16 protein-coding genes are annotated in these 20,686 nt (G+C 66.4%); 7 read left to right on the top strand and 9 right to left on the bottom strand.

The features are described from left to right. Positions 1-151 precede the first annotated feature (151 nt). From BM052_RS13565 to BM052_RS13555, 3 genes are all read right to left on the bottom strand, one after another. A complete protein-coding gene (locus tag BM052_RS13565) occupies positions 152-2,950 on the bottom strand; it encodes a bifunctional diguanylate cyclase/phosphodiesterase (RefSeq protein WP_255406133.1) in 2,799 nt (932 codons plus the stop codon). Between the two features lie 380 nt (positions 2,951-3,330). After that, a complete protein-coding gene (locus BM052_RS19960; RefSeq protein WP_177198477.1) occupies positions 3,331-3,501 on the bottom strand; it encodes a hypothetical protein in 171 nt (56 codons plus the stop codon). A gap of 76 nt (positions 3,502-3,577) precedes the next feature. Beyond that, positions 3,578-5,170 carry an isocitrate lyase gene (locus tag BM052_RS13555; protein ID WP_091147735.1) on the bottom strand — a complete coding sequence of 531 codons (1,593 nt, stop codon included), beginning with the start codon at positions 5,168-5,170 and terminating at the stop codon, positions 3,578-3,580. Positions 5,171-5,331: 161 nt separating this feature from the next. Between BM052_RS13555 and BM052_RS13550 the strand changes: the two genes are divergently transcribed. Continuing rightward, positions 5,332-6,729, top strand: a complete 1,398-nt coding sequence (locus tag BM052_RS13550; RefSeq protein ID WP_091147734.1) for a helix-turn-helix domain-containing protein — start codon at positions 5,332-5,334, stop codon at positions 6,727-6,729. 105 nt (positions 6,730-6,834) lie between these two features. Here BM052_RS13550 and BM052_RS13545 read toward each other — a convergent pair whose 3' ends face one another. Continuing rightward, complete coding sequence (locus BM052_RS13545) at positions 6,835-7,143, bottom strand: PilZ domain-containing protein (RefSeq protein ID WP_091147732.1); 309 nt, start codon at positions 7,141-7,143, stop codon at positions 6,835-6,837. 199 nt (positions 7,144-7,342) lie between these two features. Between BM052_RS13545 and BM052_RS13540 the strand changes: the two genes are divergently transcribed. The 3 genes from BM052_RS13540 to BM052_RS13530 all read left to right on the top strand — a co-directional run bounded on the left by BM052_RS13540 (position 7,343) and on the right by BM052_RS13530 (position 10,617). Continuing rightward, positions 7,343-7,645, top strand: a complete 303-nt coding sequence (locus BM052_RS13540) for a CtrA inhibitor SciP (RefSeq protein ID WP_091147731.1) — start codon at positions 7,343-7,345, stop codon at positions 7,643-7,645. A gap of 303 nt (positions 7,646-7,948) precedes the next feature. Next, complete coding sequence (locus tag BM052_RS13535) at positions 7,949-9,526, top strand: class I adenylate-forming enzyme family protein (protein ID WP_091147729.1); 1,578 nt, start codon at positions 7,949-7,951, stop codon at positions 9,524-9,526. 149 nt (positions 9,527-9,675) lie between these two features. Next, the gene (locus BM052_RS13530) at positions 9,676-10,617 is read left to right on the top strand and encodes a GAF domain-containing protein (protein WP_143084845.1); all 942 of its coding nucleotides are present in this window, start codon (positions 9,676-9,678) and stop codon (positions 10,615-10,617) included. Positions 10,618-10,671: 54 nt separating this feature from the next. On the opposite strand, the gene BM052_RS13525 is transcribed toward BM052_RS13530, so the two are convergent. Next, positions 10,672-11,907 (bottom strand): polyhydroxyalkanoate depolymerase, encoded by a 1,236-nt coding sequence (locus tag BM052_RS13525; RefSeq protein WP_091147726.1) that lies wholly within the window; start codon positions 11,905-11,907, stop codon positions 10,672-10,674. A gap of 124 nt (positions 11,908-12,031) precedes the next feature. On the opposite strand from BM052_RS13525, the gene BM052_RS13520 reads away from it, so the two are divergent. Beyond that, positions 12,032-12,700, top strand: a complete 669-nt coding sequence (locus BM052_RS13520; protein ID WP_091147725.1) for a glutathione S-transferase — start codon at positions 12,032-12,034, stop codon at positions 12,698-12,700. A gap of 69 nt (positions 12,701-12,769) precedes the next feature. On the opposite strand, the gene BM052_RS13515 is transcribed toward BM052_RS13520, so the two are convergent. Beyond that, positions 12,770-13,594 (bottom strand): flagellin N-terminal helical domain-containing protein, encoded by an 825-nt coding sequence (locus tag BM052_RS13515; protein WP_091147723.1) that lies wholly within the window; start codon positions 13,592-13,594, stop codon positions 12,770-12,772. 251 nt (positions 13,595-13,845) lie between these two features. Here BM052_RS13515 and BM052_RS13510 point away from each other — a divergent pair, with 251 nt between their 5' ends. Then, entirely contained in the window at positions 13,846-14,817 is a 972-nt protein-coding gene (locus tag BM052_RS13510; RefSeq protein WP_091147722.1) for a DUF808 domain-containing protein, read from the top strand. Positions 14,818-14,829: 12 nt separating this feature from the next. Here BM052_RS13510 and BM052_RS13505 read toward each other — a convergent pair whose 3' ends face one another. From BM052_RS13505 to BM052_RS13490, 3 genes are all read right to left on the bottom strand, one after another. Further along, the gene (locus BM052_RS13505) at positions 14,830-16,401 is read right to left on the bottom strand and encodes a globin-coupled sensor protein (protein WP_091147791.1); all 1,572 of its coding nucleotides are present in this window, start codon (positions 16,399-16,401) and stop codon (positions 14,830-14,832) included. Between the two features lie 225 nt (positions 16,402-16,626). After that, positions 16,627-17,646, bottom strand: a complete 1,020-nt coding sequence (locus BM052_RS13500; RefSeq protein WP_091147720.1) for a DUF6976 family protein — start codon at positions 17,644-17,646, stop codon at positions 16,627-16,629. Positions 17,647-17,939: 293 nt separating this feature from the next. Continuing rightward, positions 17,940-19,355, bottom strand: a complete 1,416-nt coding sequence (locus BM052_RS13490; protein ID WP_091147717.1) for a glutamate ligase domain-containing protein — start codon at positions 19,353-19,355, stop codon at positions 17,940-17,942. A gap of 481 nt (positions 19,356-19,836) precedes the next feature. Between BM052_RS13490 and BM052_RS13485 the strand changes: the two genes are divergently transcribed. Further along, positions 19,837-20,670 (top strand): LD-carboxypeptidase, encoded by an 834-nt coding sequence (locus BM052_RS13485; protein WP_091147715.1) that lies wholly within the window; start codon positions 19,837-19,839, stop codon positions 20,668-20,670. The last annotated feature ends 16 nt before the right edge of the window (positions 20,671-20,686 follow it).

Raw genomic sequence — 20,686 nt, 5'->3', positions numbered from 1 at the left:
TTTTTGCCAATGCGAAGACGATTATTACAGCGCCTTCGCAGGTACTTGGGGGGTATCGCCCGAACAGGATCGGTCGTTCCTGGCACCGCTGTTAGCACCTGCGGCAGACGCCGGACGGTTCGCCGCGGCCGCACTTCCCCAAGGGTACAGATCAAGAATTGACCGCGTTGTCCATGTCGAGACTTGGCGCGGCGGCCGGGCGTCCGAAGTAATACCCCTGCGCCTCGTCGCAGCCTTCGCTTTGCAGCACCAGCAGCTGGCTTTCGGTTTCGACGCCTTCGGCCAGTACCGGGATGTCCAGGCTCTTGCCGAGTGCCAGGACGGCGCGGATGATCGCGCGGGCCTGTCCGCTGCTTTCCGCTTGCGAGAGGAATGACTTGTCGATCTTGATCTTGTCGAACGGGAAGGAATGAAGGGTGTCGAGCGAGGAATAGCCGGTGCCGAAATCGTCGATCGCCACACTCACGCCCATCGCCTTGATCTGGCGCAGGCAGTGCAGGGCGCGCAGCTTGTCGGTGATGATGGCGGTTTCGGTGATCTCCAGTTCCAGGCGGCGCGGCGAGAGGCCGGTTTCGATCAGGATCGCGCGGACGCGTTCGACCAGGCCGGGCTGGAGGAACTGCACCGGCGAAAGATTGACCGCGACTTTCTGTTCGACCGGCCAGCGCCGCGCTTCCATGCAGGCCTGTTGCAGCACCCATTCGCCGATCGTGAAGATTTCGCCGGTCTCTTCGGCGAGCGGAATGAATTCATCGGGCGGGACGACGCCGCGTTTCGCGTGATGCCAGCGCAGCAGCGCTTCGTAGCCGGAAAGCGCCCCGGTCTTGAGCGAGCGCTGCGGTTGGTAAAGCAGCCTCAGTTCGCCGCGTGAGATGGCGTGGCGCAAGTCGTTGGCAAGCTGGCGGCGCGCCCTGGCGCTCTCGTCCATGCTGGGTTCGAAGAAGCAGACTGTCTGGCCGACTGTCGACTTCGCGCGGTACATCGCGAGGTCGGCGTTGTTGAGCAGGGCTTCCCGGGTCGCGGCGTCCTGCGGATAGAGCGCGATACCCAGGCTTGCCCCCACCGAGAGGCGCTGGCCGCCATCCTCCATCGGCGAGACAATGCATTTCTGGACGCGCAGGATGAATTCGCGCAGTTCGCGCTGGTCGGAAAAGGACTTGGCGGCGGCGAATTCGTCTCCCCCGAGCCTGGCGATGGCTTCGCCTTCGCGGTTGCTCGCCATGAGGCGTTCCGCGATGGTCTGGAGCACCCCGTCGCCCGCGGCATGGCCATAGGTGTCGTTGATTTCCTTGAACCGGTCGAGATCGATCGCGATCACGGCCACTTGCGCGCCGTGCTGCGCGGCTTGCTCGATCTCGTGGTCGAGCCGCCGGTAGTAGCCGGTGCGATTGGGCAATCCGGTGAGCGAATCGTGCAGCGCCATGTATTCGATCTTGGCTTCGGAGCGGCGCTGTTCGGTGATGTCGGTGCAAGTCGTCACCCAGCCGCCTTCGGGCAGGGGGCTGTTGGCGATCGAGACCACGCGGTTTTCACCCAGTTCCACGACGACCGGGGCGCTGTTCTGTTCGGCCAGCGTGTTGTCCAGGATATGCCGGAACTGCCGGAGATGCCCGTCGGCGCAGGCGGGGCCGTCCGGGTTCATGAAACCGGCCACGATCAACTGGCCGAGCGCGGTGCCCGGGGCGCAATTGGATGCATCGAGGTTCCACAGTTCGCGAAAACGCCAGTTGCACAGGACCACGCGGTCATCGTCGTCGAACAGGCACAGGCCCTCGTGCATGTTCTCCAGCGCGGTATCCAGGCGCTGCGAGGTCTCGGCGACGAGGGTCTGGGCTTCGCGGATCTGGGTGACGTCATGGGTAATCAGCGAAAAACCGGTGTGCACGCCCTGTTCGTCGCAGACCTTTTCCATGGTGCTGTCCGCCCAGAAATGCGTGCCGTCGCGGCGGCGGCAGATCCACAGGCCCTTGCAGATGCCCTTGATCGCGGCGGTGTCGAGCGCCTGCGCGGGCAGTCCCTCGGCGCGATCCTCCACGGTGAAGAGGCAGGCCATCGACATTCCGATCACCTGCCCTGCCTCGTAGCCGGTGAGTTGCCTGGCGCCGGCGTTCCACTGCGAGATGCGGCCTTCGCGGTCGAGCATGCAGATGGCGTAGTCGGACGTGTTCTTCACCAGGATCGAGAACTGCCGTTCGCTCCGCTCCAGCGCCGCGCGGGTCTGGCGGTTCGCCAGCAGCACGAGCAGCCCGGTGGAGAACAGCCCCAGCTTGACCACCCCGATCCAGGCGGCGAGATTGCCGGGCGAAATGACCAGGCCGCGCGCCATCGTCCTGCCGGGCACGAGTTCCAGGGCGGTCATGCCGGTCATGTGGGTGAGGATGACCAGCAGGCTGAAGCAGCCGATCGCGCCTATCCGCGCGATCCGGCGGCGTGGGAAGAAGGCCAGGGCCAGCATGGGATAGCTCAGGACGATGGCGATGACGACCGACGCGGCGACGAATGCCGGAATCCAATGCATCGTCGCCGGAACGCCGATCGCCGCCATGCCCGTGTAATGCATCACCGCAAGGCCGCCGCCGTAGAACAGGCTGGCGGTGGCCAGCCCCCCGCGCGTGGGAAAGCGAAGCAGCAGCGTGGTGGCGGTCACCCCCGAGAGAATGATCTGTATCAACGAGATCAGGGTGAGGTCGAAAATGAAGGTTGCCGGCGCGCCCGCGAGGTAGCCCAGCAAGGCGACATGGTGGGCCGCCCAGGCGCCCGCGCCCAGTGCCGTACCCGCGAACGAGCCCCAGACGTATCGGTTGACGCCTCGCTCCCGGCGGGCGCGGCGAAGCGCGAGAACGGTCGTCGCGCCCGCCAGGATGGTGGCCGCCAGCGCCAGCAGGATCATGTCCGGCCGGTGCTGGTTGGCGACACACGAATAGAGGTCGACGAATGGATTGGCGTGCAAGTCCCCCATGAGAACCGAACTAACCGTTCGGGATTGCCGCCGGAATAATCGATTTCTGCGCAGTTTCCCGGGGGGCGATGGTGCCGGAAGGTAAACGGACGGAAGACCCGATCCCATCGATCGGAACCCTTGTTCTCCTTGCTTTCGTCATTTCGAGCCGCCGTAGCAATCCAGAGTGTCGGCCTGGGCGGTTTTGGACTGCCCTGGATTGCCGCGCCGCCTTCGGCGGCTCGCAAGGACGAGGTGGGGTATGAGCCTTGCTTCGAGAGACTTGGTGGAAAAGCACTTCAGGCGCAAATGGCCCGCCGCACCGATGTGCGGCGGGCCAAGCTTTCCTCCCCAGGAAATTCCCTGCGGCGGCGGCCTCCTGGCCGATCCTGTCAGCGTCTCACGGCGCTGCCGAGACGGTGATAGAGGTTCGAGTACTTCGACGAGATCGGATCGTCCTCGTGCGCCTTGAGGTAGAACAGGACGGCTTCCTGCAGGAGCTTGAAGTCCTCGTTCGAGAGCACCGCGCGCGCGCGGGCCGGTTCTGCGGTCATCGTGGTCATGTTACCTTTCCTTTCCTTGCCTGCCGGTTGCTTCCCTATGCGCCCGGGTCCGGTCCCCGGGCGTTCCTTCAACGCTTCATGCGGCGAATTGGTTCATCGTGTTGTGGGCGCCGCCCGCCTTGAGCGCGGCTTCGCCGGCGAAGTATTCCTTGTGGTCGTCCCCGACGTCGGAGCCGGCCATGTTCTGGTGCTTGACGCAGGCGATGCCCTGGCGGATTTCCTGGCGCTGGACGTTCTTGACGTAGCCGAGCATGCCGGCCGCGCCGAAGTATTCCTTCGCCAGGTTGTCGGTCGAAAGCGCCGCGGTGTGATAGGTCGGCAGGGTGATGAGATGGTGGAAGATGCCCGCCTCGCGCGCCGCGTCCTTCTGGAAAGTGCGGATGCGCTCGTCGGCCTCGGCCGCCAGGTCGGTGCCGTCGTAATCCACGCTCATCAGCTTCGCCCGGTCGTACTGGTCCATGGCGCGCCCTTCCGCGGTCCAGGCATCGTAGACCTGCTGGCGGAAGTTGAGCGTCCAGTTGAAGCTGGGCGAGTTGTTGTACACCAGCTTGGCGTTCGGGATCACCTCGCGGATGCGGCTGACCATCCCGCCGATCTGGCCGATGTGCGGCTTCTCGGTCTCGATCCACAGCAGGTCGGCGCCGTTCTGGAGCGACTGGATGCAATCGAGCACGCAGCGATCCTCGCCGGTTCCCGGACGGAACTGGTAGAGGTTCGAAGGCAGGCGCCTGGGCTTCATCAGCTTGCCGCCGCGCGTGATGAGCACGTCGCCGTGCCCGATCCGGCCGGTATCGACTTCCTCGCAATCGAGGAACGCGTTGTACTGGTCGCCGATGTCACCGGCTTCGCGGGTATAGGCGATCTGCTTGGTGAGGCCGGCGCCCAGCGAGTCGGTGCGGGCCACGATCAGGCCTTCGTCGACGCCGAGTTCCATGAAGGCATAACGCACCGCGCGGATCTTGGCGATGAAGTCCTCATGCGGAACGGTGACCTTGCCGTCCTGGTGGCCGCACTGCTTTTCGTCCGAGACCTGGTTCTCGATCTGGATGCAGCAGGCGCCCGCCTCGATGAACTTCTTGGCGAGGAGGTAGGTCGCCTCGGCATTGCCGAAGCCCGCGTCGATATCGGCGATGATCGGCACCACGTGGGTTTCGTAAGTGTCGATCGCGTTTTCGATGCGCCGGGACTCCATCTCGTCCCCGGCCGCGCGGGCCTTGTCGAGATCGCGGAACATCATGCCCAATTCGCGGGCGTCGGCCTGGCGCAGGAACGTGTAGAGTTCCTCGACCAGCGCGGGAACGCTGGTCTTCTCGTGCATCGACTGGTCGGGCAGGGGCCCGAACTCGCTGCGCAGGGCGGCGACCATCCAGCCGGAAAGATAGAGGTAACGGCCCTTCGTCGACCCGAAGTGCTTCTTGATGCTGATGATCTTCTGCTGGCCGATGAACCCGTGCCAGCAACCCAGCGACTGGGTGTACCGGGCGGGATCGGCATCGTAGGCGGCCATGTCTTCGCGCATGATCCGCGCCGTGTAGCGGGCGATGTCGAGGCCGGTGCGGAAGCGGTTCTGCAGCCGCATGCGGGCGACCGATTCGGGCTCGATACCGTTCCAGTTGGGCTCGGTGCCGATCGTCTTGCCGGCTTCGATGATAGTGCTCTGGTAGGTCACGATTCGGGTTTCCTTGACGAAGATTGCGAGGAAGAAGATTGCTGTTGGATGACTTGGGGGTAGTGGAAAATTTCGCGGTCCAAAACCGTCCGCGAAGTCGCGTTGTCAAACTTTACAGATTTTCCTTGTAAAGTTGTCTTGTCCTGACAAGATTGCGCGCCATGGCAGAAAACCGCCCTCTCTACCTCGGTCCCCGCCTGCGCCGGCTGCGCCGCGAACTGGGCCTGACCCAGCAGGCGATGGCGGACGACCTGGAAATCTCGCCCAGCTACGTGGCCCTGCTGGAGCGTAACCAGCGGCCGGTCACTGCCGACATGCTGCTGCGTCTCGCGCGCACCTACCGGCTCGACATCGCCGACATCGCCGGTGACGATGGGGAGGATTACGCCCGCCGCCTCGCCGAGATGCTGCGGGATCCGATCTTCGCCGATATCGACCTGCCCCCGCTCGAAGTCGCGGATCTGGCGACCAGCTTTCCCGGCATCTCCGAAGCGCTGCTGCGCCTGCACGGGGCCTATACGCGCGAACAGCAGGCACTGGCCGAACAGCGCGCGGCGGGGCCTGGCGCCGACGAGAACGAGCCGGTGGGCGAGGCGCAGCGCTTTCTCGCCCGCCAGCGCAATTACTTCCACGCGCTCGACATCCGCGCCGAGGATCTCGCCGCCGAGATCGAGGGCGGCGGCGGCGCGGTGGCATGGCTGGCCGCCAGGGGCGTGCGGGTGCGCTTCCTGCCGCCCGAGGTGCTGGTCGATTCGCTGCGCCGCTTCGACCGGCACAACCAGCAGCTGCTGATCGCCGATACCCTCGATGCCGCAAGCCGCGCGTTCCAGATCGCCACGCACATCGCGCACACCGCGATGCGCGCCGAGATCAAGCAGGCCTTGCGCACCGAAAGCTTTTCAAGCCGGACCACCGCCACGCTGCTGCTGCGCGCGCTCGCCGGCTATGTGGCGGCGGCCATTGTCATGCCTTATGGCAGGTTCGCGCGGGCCGCGGAGCAGCGCGCCTACGATATCGATGCGCTGTGCAGCCTGTTCGGCGCCAGCTTCGAGCAAGTCGCGCACCGCCTCACCACGCTGCAACGCCCCGGCGAGGAGGGAGTGGGGTTCTTCTTCATCCGCCTCGACGAGGCCGGCAATGTTTCCAAGCGGCTCGACGGCGCCGGCTTTCCCTTCGCCGCGCATGGCGGCGGCTGCCCCTTGTGGAGCGTCCACCAGGTTTTCCGCCGGCCTGGCGAGATCGTGACGCAGTGGCTGGAACTGCCTGGCGGTGAGCGCTACTTCTCGATCGCACGCACCGTTACCGGGGGCGGGACGGGCTACGGCCGGCCGCAAGTCGTTCGCGCGGTGGCGCTGGCCTGCGCCGCCGAGGAGGCCGGCCGGCTTGTCTACGCGGGCAAGGTCGATCCCGCTTCGGCGCCGACGACGCCGATCGGCGTAACCTGCCGCCTGTGCCACCGCACCGCCTGCACCGCGCGGGCCGTGCCGCCGATCGGCCGCGACGTGCTGGCCGACGACTATCTGCGCACGACCCAGCCTTACGCGTTCACCGAGACCTGACGCCAACAAGGCGGAGCGAATCGCCCTGGATTGCTTCGACGGCTTCGCCGCCTCGCAAGCAATGACGAAGGGCGAAGATTAACCTCGCTCCCGGGAAACCTGGCATCAGGCCAGGAACAGTTCCAGCCCGTGCATCACGCGGCAGTGATCGGTCAACGCCTGCTGGCTGTCCCTGCCCAGCGGCCGATCGAAGGCAAAGCCGACACGGTCCGCGACGACCCATCGCACGGTGCCGACAACCGGTTCATGGCCCTCGAGCTTGAAGCGGAAGCGCTGGCCCGGCGCCACCTTGTCCCGCGCGAGGACGAACTGGCAGCCATCGGCGGATATATGCCGGGCCATGGCTGCCGCATAAGCAGAATCCTTCGGCCTTACCGAAACCATTTCCTTGTCCGAGACTCTCAACTTGTTCATCCGGGAAGGTAATTAAGAAGGGTAAACCGCTCGTAAACGAATCTGAAACTTTTCTTACTGATTTTTACACAGATTTTTCAGCATCTTATGGAGAGTTACATAATTTCGAATTAACCATTGCGAGTGATCCGACGTTAACGATTTCAGACAAGAATCCGGCGGCAAGGGGGGTTGGTATCGACAATTTGAAAGGCCAACCATGCTTCAATCTGATCGCAGCCGCTCGAAGGCGGTCATCGGTCCTCTGGGCGAGGCGCTGAGCAGCGAAAGCCTGCCGCCGCCCAACACTTCGCGCTGGGTCGTGCGGCGCAAGGCCGAAGTCGTCGCGGCCGTCAACGGCGGACTGCTGACAATCGCGGAGGCCTGCGAACGGTATGGCCTGACGCTGGAGGAACTCGCATCATGGCAGCGTGCCGTCGAACGCGAGGGGATGGCAGGCTTGCGGGCGACGCGGGTCCAGCACTATCGGCAGATGTACGAACGCCAGGGGCGGCACGCCTGATCGCTTCACAGGCGGGGCAGGCCAGCCGTGGAAGGGAGCATGGGAGCCGGTAGGCCGGCGATGCTCCCTCGGGCTGCCCTGGGTCCGCGCATGCCGTCGAAACCCGGATAGGCCGGGCTACCCCCAGGCTACCCCCAGGCTACCCAACGCCGCGAAACATCATTCACAGCGATCACGCATGGGCTTGCCCTGTCGATCGACACTTGTCCTGTCCGTCCGCGCATTGCAGGATCGCGGAGAAACACGGGCGCTTCACCTCGGTTGGCCGCCCGACACAGAGGATGACGGACATTGGGTAGCGGTATGGCGGGGGCTAGCGGCATGGCGGGGGCCAGCGATACGGCGGGGCAGGGCATACCGGGCTCGGCCAGGACATTTCCGCGGTTCGTGCGCGCCGCCGCCACGGCATATGGCGATGCGGTCGCGGTGCTGCTGGAGGATGGCGAGCGCGCGGTCGAATCGATCACCTTCCGCGAATGGGACGAACGCTCGGCGCTGATCGCGCGCGGCCTTCTCGCGCGCGGGATCGGGAAGGGCGCGCGGATCGGCTTCATTCACGGCAACGGCCCGGGCTTCGTGGTGATGCTGGCGGCGATCAGCCGGATCGGCGCGGTGGCGGTGCCGATCAGCACGATGATCCGCGCGGGCGAGATGGTGCGCGTGCTGCGCCAGTCGGACGTGCACGGGCTGGTGATGAACCGCTCGATGCTGGGCAAGGACTATGTCGAGCGCATCCTGGAGGCGCTGCCCGAACTGCAAGGGCAGGAAAGCGGCTCGCTTCGCGTCGCGCGCGCGCCGTACTTGCGCTGGATCGTTTCGACCGGCGAAGACCTGCCGTCTTGCGTGGCGCCGATGACGTTCCTGACCGACGCCGCCGCCTCGGTGGACGACGACCTGCTGCGCGAGATCGAGGCCGAAGTGCACACCGCCGACCAGATGGTGGAGATATATACCTCGGGATCGATGGCCTTGCCCAAGGGCGTGCGGCACAATCACGGCGCGGTCCTGTTCCGCTGCCATACCATGCGCGAAATGATGGGCTACGTGCCGGGCGAGCGGATATCGTGCACGCTGCCGATGTTCTGGGTCGGCGGCTTGATGGTATTCCTGATGCCCGCGCTGGAGGCCGGTTCGGTTGTCGTGTGCAGCGAACGCACGCTCAACAACGGCCGCCTCGCCATGGGCGGGGTGCTCGCCGAGGAGGAACTCGCGGCGCTGAAAGGACCAGGACCCTGGTGGGGCCTGGGCATGAGCGAGACGCTGGGGCCCTATTCCTGGGGCGACGAATTCCGCCTGCCGGGTCGCCCGGTCTGCGCGCCGATGGATCACTTCGGCCCCGGTTTCGAAGTCCGCGTCGCCGGCAAGGATGACCAGCCGGTCGCCGATGGCGCGGTGGGCGAGATGCAGGTGCGCGGCTATCCGGTCGCGATGGGATTGCACAAGACGGAGCATGCCGACCACTACACCGCCGATGGCTATTATCGCACGGGCGACTTGTGCCTGGTGGAGGACCGGCCGCAGGGCCGCCGCATCCATTTCGTGGGTCGCGACGGCGACATGATAAAGGTCTCCGGTTCCAATGTCTCGCCGGCCGAAGTCGAGATGGAGATGCAGTCGCTGGACGCGGTGCACAGGGCCTATGTGGTCGGTCTGCCGGACAAGGAACGCGGCGCGCTGCTGGTCGCGGCGGTGGTGCCGCGGGACGGCGCGGCGCTGGATTTCGAATCCATCCAGGGCGAACTGCGCCGGCGCCTGTCGAGCTACAAGGTCCCGCGCGCCTTTGTCCAACTGACGCGCGAGGAAGTGCCGCTGCTCCATTCCAACAAGCTCGCCCGCCGCGACCTGACCCGCATGGTGGCCGAGCGACTGGGGCGGGCGTGATCCTTGGCATGAGTCCGGTTTCCCGGACGGGGGCCTGAATCGGCCGCCGCCGGCGTTCTTCCGGCATGCCGTTCATTTTGCGCTGGCGCGGCGGACGAAACCGACCCTATCCTCGCGAACCGGCGGGAATCGCGAGCGAAAGGTGGCCGATGCGCAAGGAACCGTTCATCCGGGCGACCGAAGTGTGGGTGCCCACCGCCGATGGCAGGCATATCGACCTGGAGGGCGGACTTTACGGCGATCTCGACTATTTCGCGGCGGTCAGCCGGGGCATGCGCTTCGCCCATGGCGAGGGGCTGCCCGGCCGGACCTGGAAGGTTGGCCATCCGGTCGTGCTCACGGATTTGCGCAATTCCTATTTCCAGCGCGGCGATGCCGCGATGACGGAGGGCTTGTCGTGCGCCGTGGCGGTGCCGACCTTCGTCGCCGGCCGGTTGAAGTCGGTCATCGTGTTCTTCTGCGGCGACGATCGCTTCCGGGTGGGGGCGCTCGAACTCTGGAGCCTGCCGGCGGGCGAAGAGGAACTCGGGTTGATCGATGGCTATTTCGGCCGCGCGGAAAGTTTCGAAATCGTCTCGCGCGGGGCTCGCTTCGCGCGCGGGGCGGGCCTGCCCGGAAGGGTGTGGGGCAGCGGCAGGCCGGAAGTGGTCGCGGACCTGGGCCGCGTCGATGTGTTCCTGCGGGGCGATGCCGCCCGGCAGGTGGGGATCAATCGCGCCGTCGGCATACCTTGCGCGCCGCTGGACGAGGCGCCGTGGGTGCTGACGTTCCTTTCGGCGCGCAACTCGCCGATCGCCGGGCGTTTCGAGATATGGTCCAGGGACGGGGCGAGCGGCGGTTTTCGCTTCGAGCAGGGCTATTGCGAAAGCGCCGCCGATCTGGCCGCGACTTATGCGGACGTCCTGCTGCCACCTGATACCGGAGCCATCGCCCGGGCAAGCGCCACGGGCGTTCCGCAAGTGGTCCAGGACCTCGCTTCGCGCGGGGGGCCGGTGGCCGCATCGGCGGTCGCTACCGGTCTGGTGTCGATGGTGGCTTTCCCCATCCCCGGCGGGGACGGCTTCGAGACCGTGCTGGCCTGGTTCGTCTGAGCCCTTGGTCCGTCGGGGCCTGGCCCCCCGCGGGAGGACGCGCGTGTTGCCGCGTCAGCTCATCGCCAGGACCATGTTGCGCACTTGCGGATAGACCTGGGTTTCCCACTTCGATCCCGCGAACACGCCGTAGTGCCCCACGCCGGGTTGCAGGTGGTGGCGCTTGAGGTGGGGGCGCAGGCTTGTGCACAGCAGGTGCGCCGCCGCCGTCTGGCCGACCGCGCAGATATCGTCGCGCTCTCCCTCGACCGTCAGCAGCGCGGTCTTGCGGATCGCCGAGCAATCGACGCGCCGGCCCTTGTGTTCGAGTTCGCCCTTGGCCAGCAGCGCGCGCTGGAAGACCCTGTCGATGGTTTCGAGATAGAACTCGGCGGTGAGGTCGAGCACCGCGAGGTATTCGTCGTAGAAGCCCTTGATCTTGGCGACTTCCGCCTGCTCGTGATCGGCGATGTGCTGGTAGAGCTTGCGGAACTGGCCGAAGTGGCGGCCGGCGTTCATCGCCATGAAGGCGCTGAGCTGGACGAAGCCCGGATAGACCTTGCGCCCCGCGCCCTTGTAGCGCCAGGGCACGGCGTGGATCAGGTTGTCCTCGAACCACGCAAAGGACTGGCCGGTCGCCAGTTCGTTGACCACGGTGGGCGATTCGCGGGTGTCGATCGGGCCGCCGAGCAGGGACATCGTGCGCGGCTGGCACGGATCGTCGTTCTGCGCCATGACCGCGACGGCGGCGAGGACCGGCACGCAGGGCTGGCACACGGCGAGCACGTGGGCGCCTCTATCAGCTTCGGGATCGCTGATTTCCTGCAAGAAACGAATGACATAGTCGATATATTCATCGAAACCGAACTTGCCGGCGCGCAGCGGGATGTCACGCGCGTTCTTCCAGTCGGTGATGTAGACGTCATGGTCGCGCAGCAGCGTCTCGACGGTGTTGCGCAGCAGCGTCGCGAAGTGGCCGGAAAGGGGCGCGACGACCAGGATCTTCGGCTGCGGCGCGGTGACTTCGGGCTTGGCGAAGTGCAGCAGGTCGGCGAACGGCAGGGTGAGCGTCACTTCCTCGCGCACCGGGACCAGGGCGTTGCCGGAAAGGACCCTGGCGATGCCATAGGGCGGGCGGCGGTGCGTCACGGCCGCGTTGGCGAAGACTTCGGACAAGGCGAACAGGCGGCGCGCGGCCGGCATCTTTTCCGCCCCGCCCATGAAGCGATCGCGAAAGGCGGTCGCGCTGCGGGCGACGAACCGCGCCGGCGCCATCATGTCGCAGTACGTCTGATAGGCCTGATAGAGCATGCGCAACAATTTCCCCGTCGGCCACGGCACCGCGATTCGACCACCGTCCGCTATCGGCTCTGGATTCATGCTGCGCTGCATCATAAGCTGATGCAAGCAAAACACTGCGCCGGAGGAAAAGTGGATGAACGCGAAGACCCCTGTCGAGGCGCAGCTTACGATTTCGAGCAAGACCTATTCGGCGTGGTCGCTCCGGGGCTGGCTGCTGTGCAAGCTGGCCGGGCTCGACGTGATCGAGCAGCAGGTGCCCAACGATGCCGCCAACCGGGCCGAACTGCTGCTGCTTTCGCCCTCGGTGCTGGTGCCGCGCCTCACCTGCCGGGGCGCCAGCGTGTGGGACACGCTGGCCATCGCCGAGTTCCTCAACGAACAGTTTCCGGAGGCGCAGATGCTCCCGGCCGACCCGATCGCGCGGGCCCACAGCCGTTCGATTTCGGGTGAGATCCACTCGGGCTTCAGCAACTTGCGCTCGGCGCTGCCGATGAACCTGAAGGTCAGGCACGAGAAGTTCCCGGTCTTCTCCGGCGCGCGGCCCGATATCGAGCGGATCGAAACGATCTGGGCCGATTGTCTCGAACGGTATGGCGGCCCGTTCCTGTTCGGCGCCAGGCCGACGGTGGCCGATGCGATGTACGCGCCGGTCACGACTCGCTTCGTCACTTATGCGGTGGCGCTTTCGGCCCCCTGCGAAGCCTATTGCCGGACGATCGCCGAATGGGCGCCGATGCGCGAGTGGATCGCCGCCGCGAAGGCCGAGCCGGAGGAGATGGAGGAACTCGACGTCGAGTTCTGAACATGCAGTTGACCCGGCGGGCTGGATGCCCGCCGGGTGCTTTCGGGACCTGGTTGGTCTCGCTGGGGATTACTTCAGCAGGCTCATCACGTTCTGCTGGGCCTGGTTGGCCTGGGCGATCATCGCGGTCGAAGCCTGCGAGAGGATCTGCGCCTTGGCCATCGTCGTGCTCTCGAGCGAGTAGTCGGCATCCTCGATCCGCGAACGCGCGTCCGACAGGTTCGTCACGTTGCTGGTCAGGTTGGTGACCGCCGATTCGAGGCGGTTCTGGCCGGCACCGAGCGAAGCGCGGGCGGTGTTGACGTCGGCCAGGGCGAGGTCGACGTTGTCGATCGTGGTCGAAGCGGTCGAGGCCGAGGACACGTCGAGCGCGCTGGCGTCGATGTTGGTGCCGACGATCGCGGTCGAGGTCAGCGTGATCGTCTCGCCCGAGTTGGCGCCGGTCTGGATGTCGAAAGTGACGTCGGTGCCCGAGGTGGTCGAGAACAGCGTGTTGCCGTTGAACTTGGTCTGCGTGAGGACGTCGTCGATCTGCTCGGTCAGCGCGGTGACTTCCGACTGCATCGCACTGCGGTCGGTATCCTGGTAGGTGGCCGAGGAGGACTGGACGGCCAGTTCGCGGACGCGCTGGAGCATGTTGCTGACTTCCGAGAGCGCGCCGTCGGCGGTCTGGGCCAGTGAGATGCCGTCGTTGGCGTTGCGGATGCCCTGGCTCATGCCCTTGATCTGCGAGGTCATCGAGGTGGCGATGGCGAGGCCGGCGGCATCGTCCTTGGCCGAGTTGATGCGCTTGCCGGTGGACAGGCGCTCCATCGAAGTACCGAGCATCTTGTTGGCGGCGATTGAGGCGTTCGAAGCGCGTATGGCGCTGATATTGGTGTTGATAACGGACATGCTTAATTCCCCAGTTTTCAGTCGCTTGTGAGCGCCAATCGGGGCGCCCTTCGGACAAGAAGGAGAACGACCAAGGTAAGGGGTGTTTAAGGGTATGCGCGAAATCCGGCGGATTTCCGGGATCCGGGCAGGCCGGAACGGCGCCGGTGCAGGGTACTATCCCGCTGGTTTCACGCGCTTTCGCTTGATCGCCGGAAAATTCCCCCGCATGCCCTGCCGCACCGCCATCCTTGCCAGGGAATCGCCGTTTCATGCCTTCCGGCCTTGTCGCCCTTCTCGACGATATCTCCGTCATCGCCCGCGCCGCGGCCGCTTCGATCGACGATGTGGGGGCCGGCGTCGCCAAGGCCGGAACCAAGGCTGCCGGGGTGGTGATCGACGATGCCGCGGTGACTCCGGGCTACGTCACCGGCTTCACGCCGGACCGCGAGCTGCCGATCATCTGGAAGATCGCCAAGGGCAGCCTGCGCAACAAGCTGCTCATCCTGCTGCCGATCGCGCTGCTGCTGAGCGCGCTGCTGCCCGCCGCGATCATTCCGGTGCTGATGCTGGGCGGCTGCTATCTCTGCTTCGAAGGCGCGGAGAAAGTCATCGAGAAATTCGGCGGCGAAAAGCACGGGAAGACCCTGGAGGATCCGATCGAGGATGCCGCCAGCTTCGAGGCCGGCCGCGTTTCCGGCGCGATCCGTACCGACCTGATCCTCTCCGCCGAGATCATGGCCATCGCGCTCGCGCAAGTGGAGGAGGCCACGCTGCTGACGCGGGCGGCGGCGCTGGCATTGGTCGGCGTGCTCATCACCGTGGGCGTCTACGGCGCGGTGGCGCTGATCGTGAAGATGGACGACGTGGGGCTGCACCTTGCGCGCAAGCCCGGCGCCGGCGCGCAGGCAACCGGCCGGGCGCTGCTGCGCGCGATGCCGCTGGTGCTCGCGGCGCTGGGCAGCGTCGGGACGCTGGCGATGCTATGGGTGGGCGGCGGGATCGTCCTGCACGGTCTCGATGAACTCGGCCTCCCACAACCCGCGCGCCTCGCGCACGGCATCGAGCATGCCCTGGCCGAGGCGGCCGGGCCGCTCGGCGCCGTCGCCGGCTGGCTTGGCTATGCGCTGGCTTCGGCGCTGGCCGGGCTGGCGATCGGCGCGGTGATCGCCGTCATCGTCCATGTGATCGGCAACCAGATGAAGCGCGCCCAGATGAAGCGCGCGAAGCCCGGCCGGCCCTGACGGGCGCCGGCGTCAGAATTCCGACCAGTCGCTGTCGGGATCCCCGACCGGCTCGGACTTGAGCGCGAGCGCGCCCGCGGTGCGCGGCGGCGCGGCCGGGGGCCGGGCCGGGGGCTGATACGAACGCGTGGGCGCGGCGGCAACCGGCATCGGCCGGGCCGTCAGCGCCGGGCTCTCCGGTTGCCCGTTGAGCCTGAACATCTTGACCAGCTTGGCGAGTTCCTCCGCCTGCTGCGCCAGGTTGCGCGCGGCGGCGGTCGTTTCCTCCACCATCGCCGCGTTCTGCTGCGTCATGCGGTCCATGTCGCCCACCGCCGCGTTGACCTGGCTGAGCTGGCCCGCCTGGGTCTGCGACAGGTCGGAGATCTGGGCGGCGAGGCCGGTGATCCCGCTCACCTTCTCGACGATGCGGCGAAAGACTTCGCCGGTCCGGCCGACCAGGCTGACGCCGCGTTCGACTTGCTCCACCGAACCGCCGATCAGGTTCTTGATGTTCTGCGCCGCTTCCGCCGAACGCTGCGCGAGCGCGCGCACTTCGTTGGCGACCACCGCGAAGCCCTTGCCCGCGTCACCCGCGCGGGCGGCTTCGACGCCGGCATTGAGCGCCAGCAGGTTGGTCTGGAAGGCGATCGCATCGATCACGTTGACGAAGGCGCCGATATCGTGCGCGGACTTCTGGATGGCGTCCATCGCCTCGACCGCTTCCTTGACCACCTGGCCGCCCTCGCGCGCCTCGGCCTCGGCCTGGACGACCGAGCGGTTCACCTCGCCGGCGCCCTGCGCGGCGGAGTGCACGCCGGCGGTCAATTGATCCAGCGCGGCGGCCGATTCCTCGAGCGCGGCGGCCTGGCTTTCGGTCCGCCGCGAGAGATCGTCGCTGGCGGCGCGGATTTCCGAGGCCCCGACATGAATCTGGTCGGAGGACAGCGCGACCGCGCCCAGCGTCTGGGCGATGCATTCGCACATGGCGGAAAAGTCGAACTGAACCTGCTCGAATTCCTTGGGCAGGCCATCGATCTGCACGGTAAGATCGCCCTGGGCGACGGTTTCCAGCGCTTTCGAAAGGCTGTCCAGCGTCACTTCCCGGCCGTGATCCTGCGCCTTGAGGTAGGCGGAAGTGGCAAGCTCCATGTCGAGCAGCGCCATCTTGACGAGCGTGCCGATCTTGCGCGCCTTCGCCTGGCCCAGCACGCCGCCGATCGAGCCGCGCAATTCCGCCTCGATCAGCTCGGCGAGGATGCTGGCATAGGCGCCGATGTAGAAACTGGGCTCCAGGCCGATCCGGGCATGGACCTGGCCGATGCGCTCGGCCCGGTCCAGATAGCTGCGATCGACGGAGCCGGAGAACAAGTCGGTCCAGTGCTTCAACTGCCGCGAACGGGCGCTGTCCATGGTCTGGCGCGAGGGGAAATACCGCGCGCGCGCGGGGTCGGCACGGACGCCGGCGTAGAACTTGTCGAGAATCTTCGGAGCGAACCGGGCGATCGTCCGGGCGATCGCCGGGAAGCGCGCGAGGTCGGCATTGTCCAGCGAAAAGGACTGGAGCTTCGCTCCGATGTCGTCGTGAGAAGCCGTTTGAGACATGCCGTTCCCTTGGTTGATTTTCATCGTGTCTGTAGGCGTGACATCGCGTATTTTGCGTGAGCCTTCAGTTACGTATCGTCACCATGTCGGCGGCAACCGTTGGTTCTCATCGCCGGCCGCGGTGGTTCCGCCGGGTAGTGCGAAGCCGCTTGGAACGAGGCCGGTTCCCTCCCCTTCGCCGCCCGCGAGGCGGCGAAGGGGAGGGAACGGGAGCGGGAGCGAGGGTCAGGCCTTGCGGACCACCACCATGGTCTGGTTGAGCAGCTGATAGGCGATTTCGCCGAACGTCACCGGACCGGCGAGCCCGCCGATGGCAACACCTTCCAGCTTGCCGAACAGGAAGTTGAGGATGCAGTTGCACGACCATGCCGCGCCGTCGAACGAGCGGGTCGAAAGCGCTTCGCGGAAGCTTCCGGCATAGTCGCCGACCGGGGCCGCGAAGGCATAGTCGACGCCCGGGAACACCGGAGCGTAGAGTTCCACCGTTCCGGCCGCGGCGTCGATCGACTTGAGCGAGGCGTTGACGTGGGCCCCGGCGAAATCGCCGACGAGCGGCAGGTCGCCGGCCTGGCGGCCGCGCGCCATGACGTAATCGGCAAAGCGGCGGCGTTCGCCGTTTACCGTGCACCATCGGGGCGTGAACCCGGTTTCGTCGAAACGGATCACGTCCTCGCCCTCGGGGGCGAAGATGTTGACGATTTCGATCAGCGCGTCGGCATCGTCGCCGAAAGCGACGTGGGCGACGACGACGCGATCGGCGAAGGCCGCGCCGCTGCGCCCGTCATAGACCCAGGCGGAGGCGCCCGGCTCGCCAAGGTCATAGCCCGAAATCCAGCCCACGGTCGGACGCATGAACGCCATCGGATAGGTCGCGGCGTTCTTGGCGAATTCGGCATGGCAGCGCGAGCCGGCGGGGATCACCGCCAGGGCGAAACCCTGGTCGGGCGCCTCGCCGGAGATCTGCTCCAGTTCGTCGGCGCCGTAAATGCCGATCGAGACGTCGCCGATCGCACCGAGATCGGTAACGAAGACTTCCTGGCCGGTCACGATGCGGCCGCCCTCGGCGGTCATGAAATAGGGCGAGGTGCCGCCGATCCACCGCCCGGCGGGCAGCGCGTCGAGAGCTTCCTTGCGTCCGGCGAGGCTGAGGCAGGCGCCGGCGCGGATCAGGTCGGCGACGGCATCGACGGGCATCAGGCCATTGACGGGCGTGCCGTCAGAGGCGAGCGAGCTGGGCGACTTCATTTGCAAGGGACCGCTCCCATTTTGCGAAATAGTTATAGATCTCCGCGGCCTTCGCGGCCGGCGGCGCGGGGCTGAGTTCCAGGCGCTTGATAAGCATCTGGGTGCCCAGGTGACTTGTCTGGATTCGGGAAAGACCGCCGCTTGCAAGCCGGGTCCAGACCGGCGAGCTTGGCGCAGGTATCGACATATCCGCTTCCTGATTGAGGTTGCTGGATGGCCAATATCCCACCGCCCGCTAAGGCGGGGTTCGTTGCCGACTGGGGACCTTTGCGGGGTCTATGGAAAGCGGATGGTCAGCACGATGCGAGTGCGAGCAGTTCGCAGGCGAACGCGCTCAGCGTATCGTCGCGCGCGCCCATCACCACGATGCGGTCGCCGGGGCGGGCGATCGCGGCGATCCGCGCCGCGCAATCCTCGCGCAAGGGGATGTATTCGGCCTTGCCGCCCGCCTCGCGGATCAGCCGCACGATCCGCTCGCTGCCCTCGCTGCGATCCACGGTCCCGCCGAAATAGACCGGATCGCACAGGATCGTCACGTCGTCGGGGCCGAGCAGCCGCGCGAAGACTTCGGCCAGCTCCGCGCCCATCTGCCGCAAGGGGCCGTAGCCGTGCGGCTGGAAGAAGGCGATCACCCGGCCGGGATGCGCCTTGAGCGTGGATAGGGTTGCGGAGACTTTGTCGGGGTTATGGCCGAAATCGTCGATCACCGTGACCCCGGACGGGCTGGTGCCGACGATGTCGAAGCGCCGTGCCAGCCCCTCAAAGCCGCCGAGCGCGGCGACCGCCTCCGTCACCGGCACGCCCGCCGCGCTGGCGGCGGCGATCGCGGCAAGCGCATTGTAGAGGTTATGGCGCCCCGGCACTTTGAGCGCGAGGCGATGGGCGGTGCCGTCGCGCCGGTCGAGGATCGTGGCGGTGAGCGAAGCCGGGCCTTCGGCGATATCCACCGCGCCGATCCGCGCGCCGGGCGACGTGATGCCGAACGTCACCAGCGCGCGCGCCCGCGATGCCAGGGCGGCGGATTCGGCATCGTCCAGATTGATCGCGCTCACTTCCGCCCGTTCCAGGAAGTCGCCGAAAAGCTGGCGCAATTCCTCCAGGCTCTTGTGATCGAGGCTGACATTGCCGAGCACCGCCACCTTGGGCCGATAGAGCGCGATCGACCCGTCGCTTTCGTCCACCTCGGAAACGAAGGCCTGGCCCCGGCCCACCCGCGCGCTGGCGAAAGGCGCGTCGGGCGTGGCGAAGTTCTTCATCACCGCGCCGTTCATGATCGTGGGATCGCGGCCGGTGCTGGTCATGATCCAGCCGGTCATGCCGGTGACGGTCGACTTGCCGGAAGTGCCGCCGATGGCGATGCCGAACGGCGCGGCGTTGAACAGCGCGGCGAGCAGTTCCGCCCGGCTCATGCGCGGGCAGCCCAGTTCCCCGGCGCGCACCACTTCGGGCACGCTATCCTCCACCGCCGCCGAGGCGACCAGCGTCTGCCCGGCCGAGACGATGCCGCTGCCGTCCTGCGGGAACAGGCCGAAGCCCAGGCTTTCCAGCCAGGCGAACTTCCCGGGCGTGCGGCCCTGGTCGCGGCTGCGGTCCGACCCCGCGACCTCGGCGCCCTGTCCCTTGAGGATCAGCGCCAGCGGCAGCATGCCGGAACCGCCGATGCCGCAGAAGAACCAGGGATGGGCGGTGAGGGCGGGGGCGTCGGTCATGGCGATCGATGGGTATGCGCGGTCTTGGCCAAATACAACCGTCACGGCCGCGATGGTCCAGGCAATCGCCTGTGGATTTCGTGTGGCTGCGGCAGGGCGGCGGTGGAATCACGCAGAGGCGTTCTCACGCATCGCTGAGAGGCTGACCCAGTCCGGTAGGGCAATCGCAGATGGCGATTCTCTCCAAGCTCGTCACCCTGAAACAAGTTCAGGGTGACGATGAAGGACAAGATCGGCGCATCGGCGCTTGCCCTGTCCAATACGGACATGTCTATTGACAATTATAACCATTTAGGTTATATACAGGGAACTCGCCGTGTTCCGGAGGGGCGAGGGTTCTTTCTCATCGTTGGCCAATAACCAATTTACGGATTCCTCGACGCCGCGTTTCGGCTCGGTCGGGATCGCCGCGGTTCCATCCGCCGTGGATAAGCGAATTCCGCGCTTTCGCGGGAAGGACGAGTGGGGGTAGGTGAAAGGGATGAAGCGTATCGCCGTCTGTGCCCCTTCGACCTCGATCGTCCGCGCGGACGCGGACCGGGTGCTGGCGCTCGCCGCCGCCGAATTCCCCGGGATCGAGCTTGTGATCCACGAACAGTGCTTCGCGGTGGCAGGCCACTTCGCCGGCAGCGACGCGATGCGGGCCGATGCCCTGGCCGAATGCGCCAACGATCCCGCGTTCGACGCGGTGTGGTTCGCGCGCGGCGGCTATGGCGCCTGCCGCATCGCCGAGGCCGCGCTGGCGCGCTTCACGCACGCGGCGCAGGGCAAGACCTTTATCGGCTACTCCGATGGCGGCTACCTGCTCGGCGGCCTTTACCGCGAACGCATCGGCAGGCAGGTCCACGCGCCCATGCTCGCCGATATCCGCCGCGAGGGCGGGGAGGACGCGGTGCGCCGCACGCTGGCCTATCTCACCGGCGGGCGATCCGGCCTGGAACCCTCGCTTGCCGCCGAACGCCACCCGGTCGCCGCCTTCAACCTGATGACGCTCGCCATGCTGTGCGGCACGCGGCTGATGCCGGGCCTGGCCGGCCACGTGGTCATGGTGGAGGAAGTCTCGGAATACCTCTACGCGGTCGATCGGCTGTTCTTCCACGTCACCGCGCACCTGGGCGGCATCGCCGGCCTGCGGCTCGGCCGCGTCAGCGACGTGCCCGAGAACGACCGTCCCTTCGGCGCGACGGCGGTGGAAATCGCCCGCTACTGGTGCGAACGCCACGCCATTCCCTTCCTGGGCGAAGCGGATATCGGGCACGACGCCGCCAACAGGATTGTGCCTTTCGGGCTTGCGGAGGCGCACCAAGGGCAATAACCCGCCGCGCCACACC

This window comes from Novosphingobium sp. CF614 (genome assembly GCF_900113255.1).
GTDB lineage: Bacteria > Pseudomonadota > Alphaproteobacteria > Sphingomonadales > Sphingomonadaceae > Novosphingobium.
Note: the sequence above shows the minus strand (reverse complement) of the source record. Positions and strands in the feature narration are given on the sequence as shown.

Coding starts and splice junctions, on each gene's coding strand:
- BM052_RS19960 (WP_177198477.1), bottom strand. CDS start 3,501: ATGACCACGATGACCGCAGAACCGGCCCGCGCGCGCGCGGTGCTCTCG.
- BM052_RS13550 (WP_091147734.1), top strand. CDS start 5,332: ATGGCAGAAAACCGCCCTCTCTACCTCGGTCCCCGCCTGCGCCGGCTG.
- BM052_RS13545 (WP_091147732.1), bottom strand. CDS start 7,143: ATGAACAAGTTGAGAGTCTCGGACAAGGAAATGGTTTCGGTAAGGCCG.
- BM052_RS13540 (WP_091147731.1), top strand. CDS start 7,343: ATGCTTCAATCTGATCGCAGCCGCTCGAAGGCGGTCATCGGTCCTCTG.
- BM052_RS13535 (WP_091147729.1), top strand. CDS start 7,949: ATGGCGGGGGCTAGCGGCATGGCGGGGGCCAGCGATACGGCGGGGCAG.
- BM052_RS13530 (WP_143084845.1), top strand. CDS start 9,676: ATGCGCAAGGAACCGTTCATCCGGGCGACCGAAGTGTGGGTGCCCACC.
- BM052_RS13525 (WP_091147726.1), bottom strand. CDS start 11,907: ATGCTCTATCAGGCCTATCAGACGTACTGCGACATGATGGCGCCGGCG.
- BM052_RS13520 (WP_091147725.1), top strand. CDS start 12,032: ATGAACGCGAAGACCCCTGTCGAGGCGCAGCTTACGATTTCGAGCAAG.
- BM052_RS13515 (WP_091147723.1), bottom strand. CDS start 13,594: ATGTCCGTTATCAACACCAATATCAGCGCCATACGCGCTTCGAACGCC.
- BM052_RS13510 (WP_091147722.1), top strand. CDS start 13,846: ATGCCTTCCGGCCTTGTCGCCCTTCTCGACGATATCTCCGTCATCGCC.
- BM052_RS13505 (WP_091147791.1), bottom strand. CDS start 16,401: ATGTCTCAAACGGCTTCTCACGACGACATCGGAGCGAAGCTCCAGTCC.
- BM052_RS13500 (WP_091147720.1), bottom strand. CDS start 17,646: ATGAAGTCGCCCAGCTCGCTCGCCTCTGACGGCACGCCCGTCAATGGC.
- BM052_RS13490 (WP_091147717.1), bottom strand. CDS start 19,355: ATGACCGACGCCCCCGCCCTCACCGCCCATCCCTGGTTCTTCTGCGGC.
- BM052_RS13485 (WP_091147715.1), top strand. CDS start 19,837: ATGAAGCGTATCGCCGTCTGTGCCCCTTCGACCTCGATCGTCCGCGCG.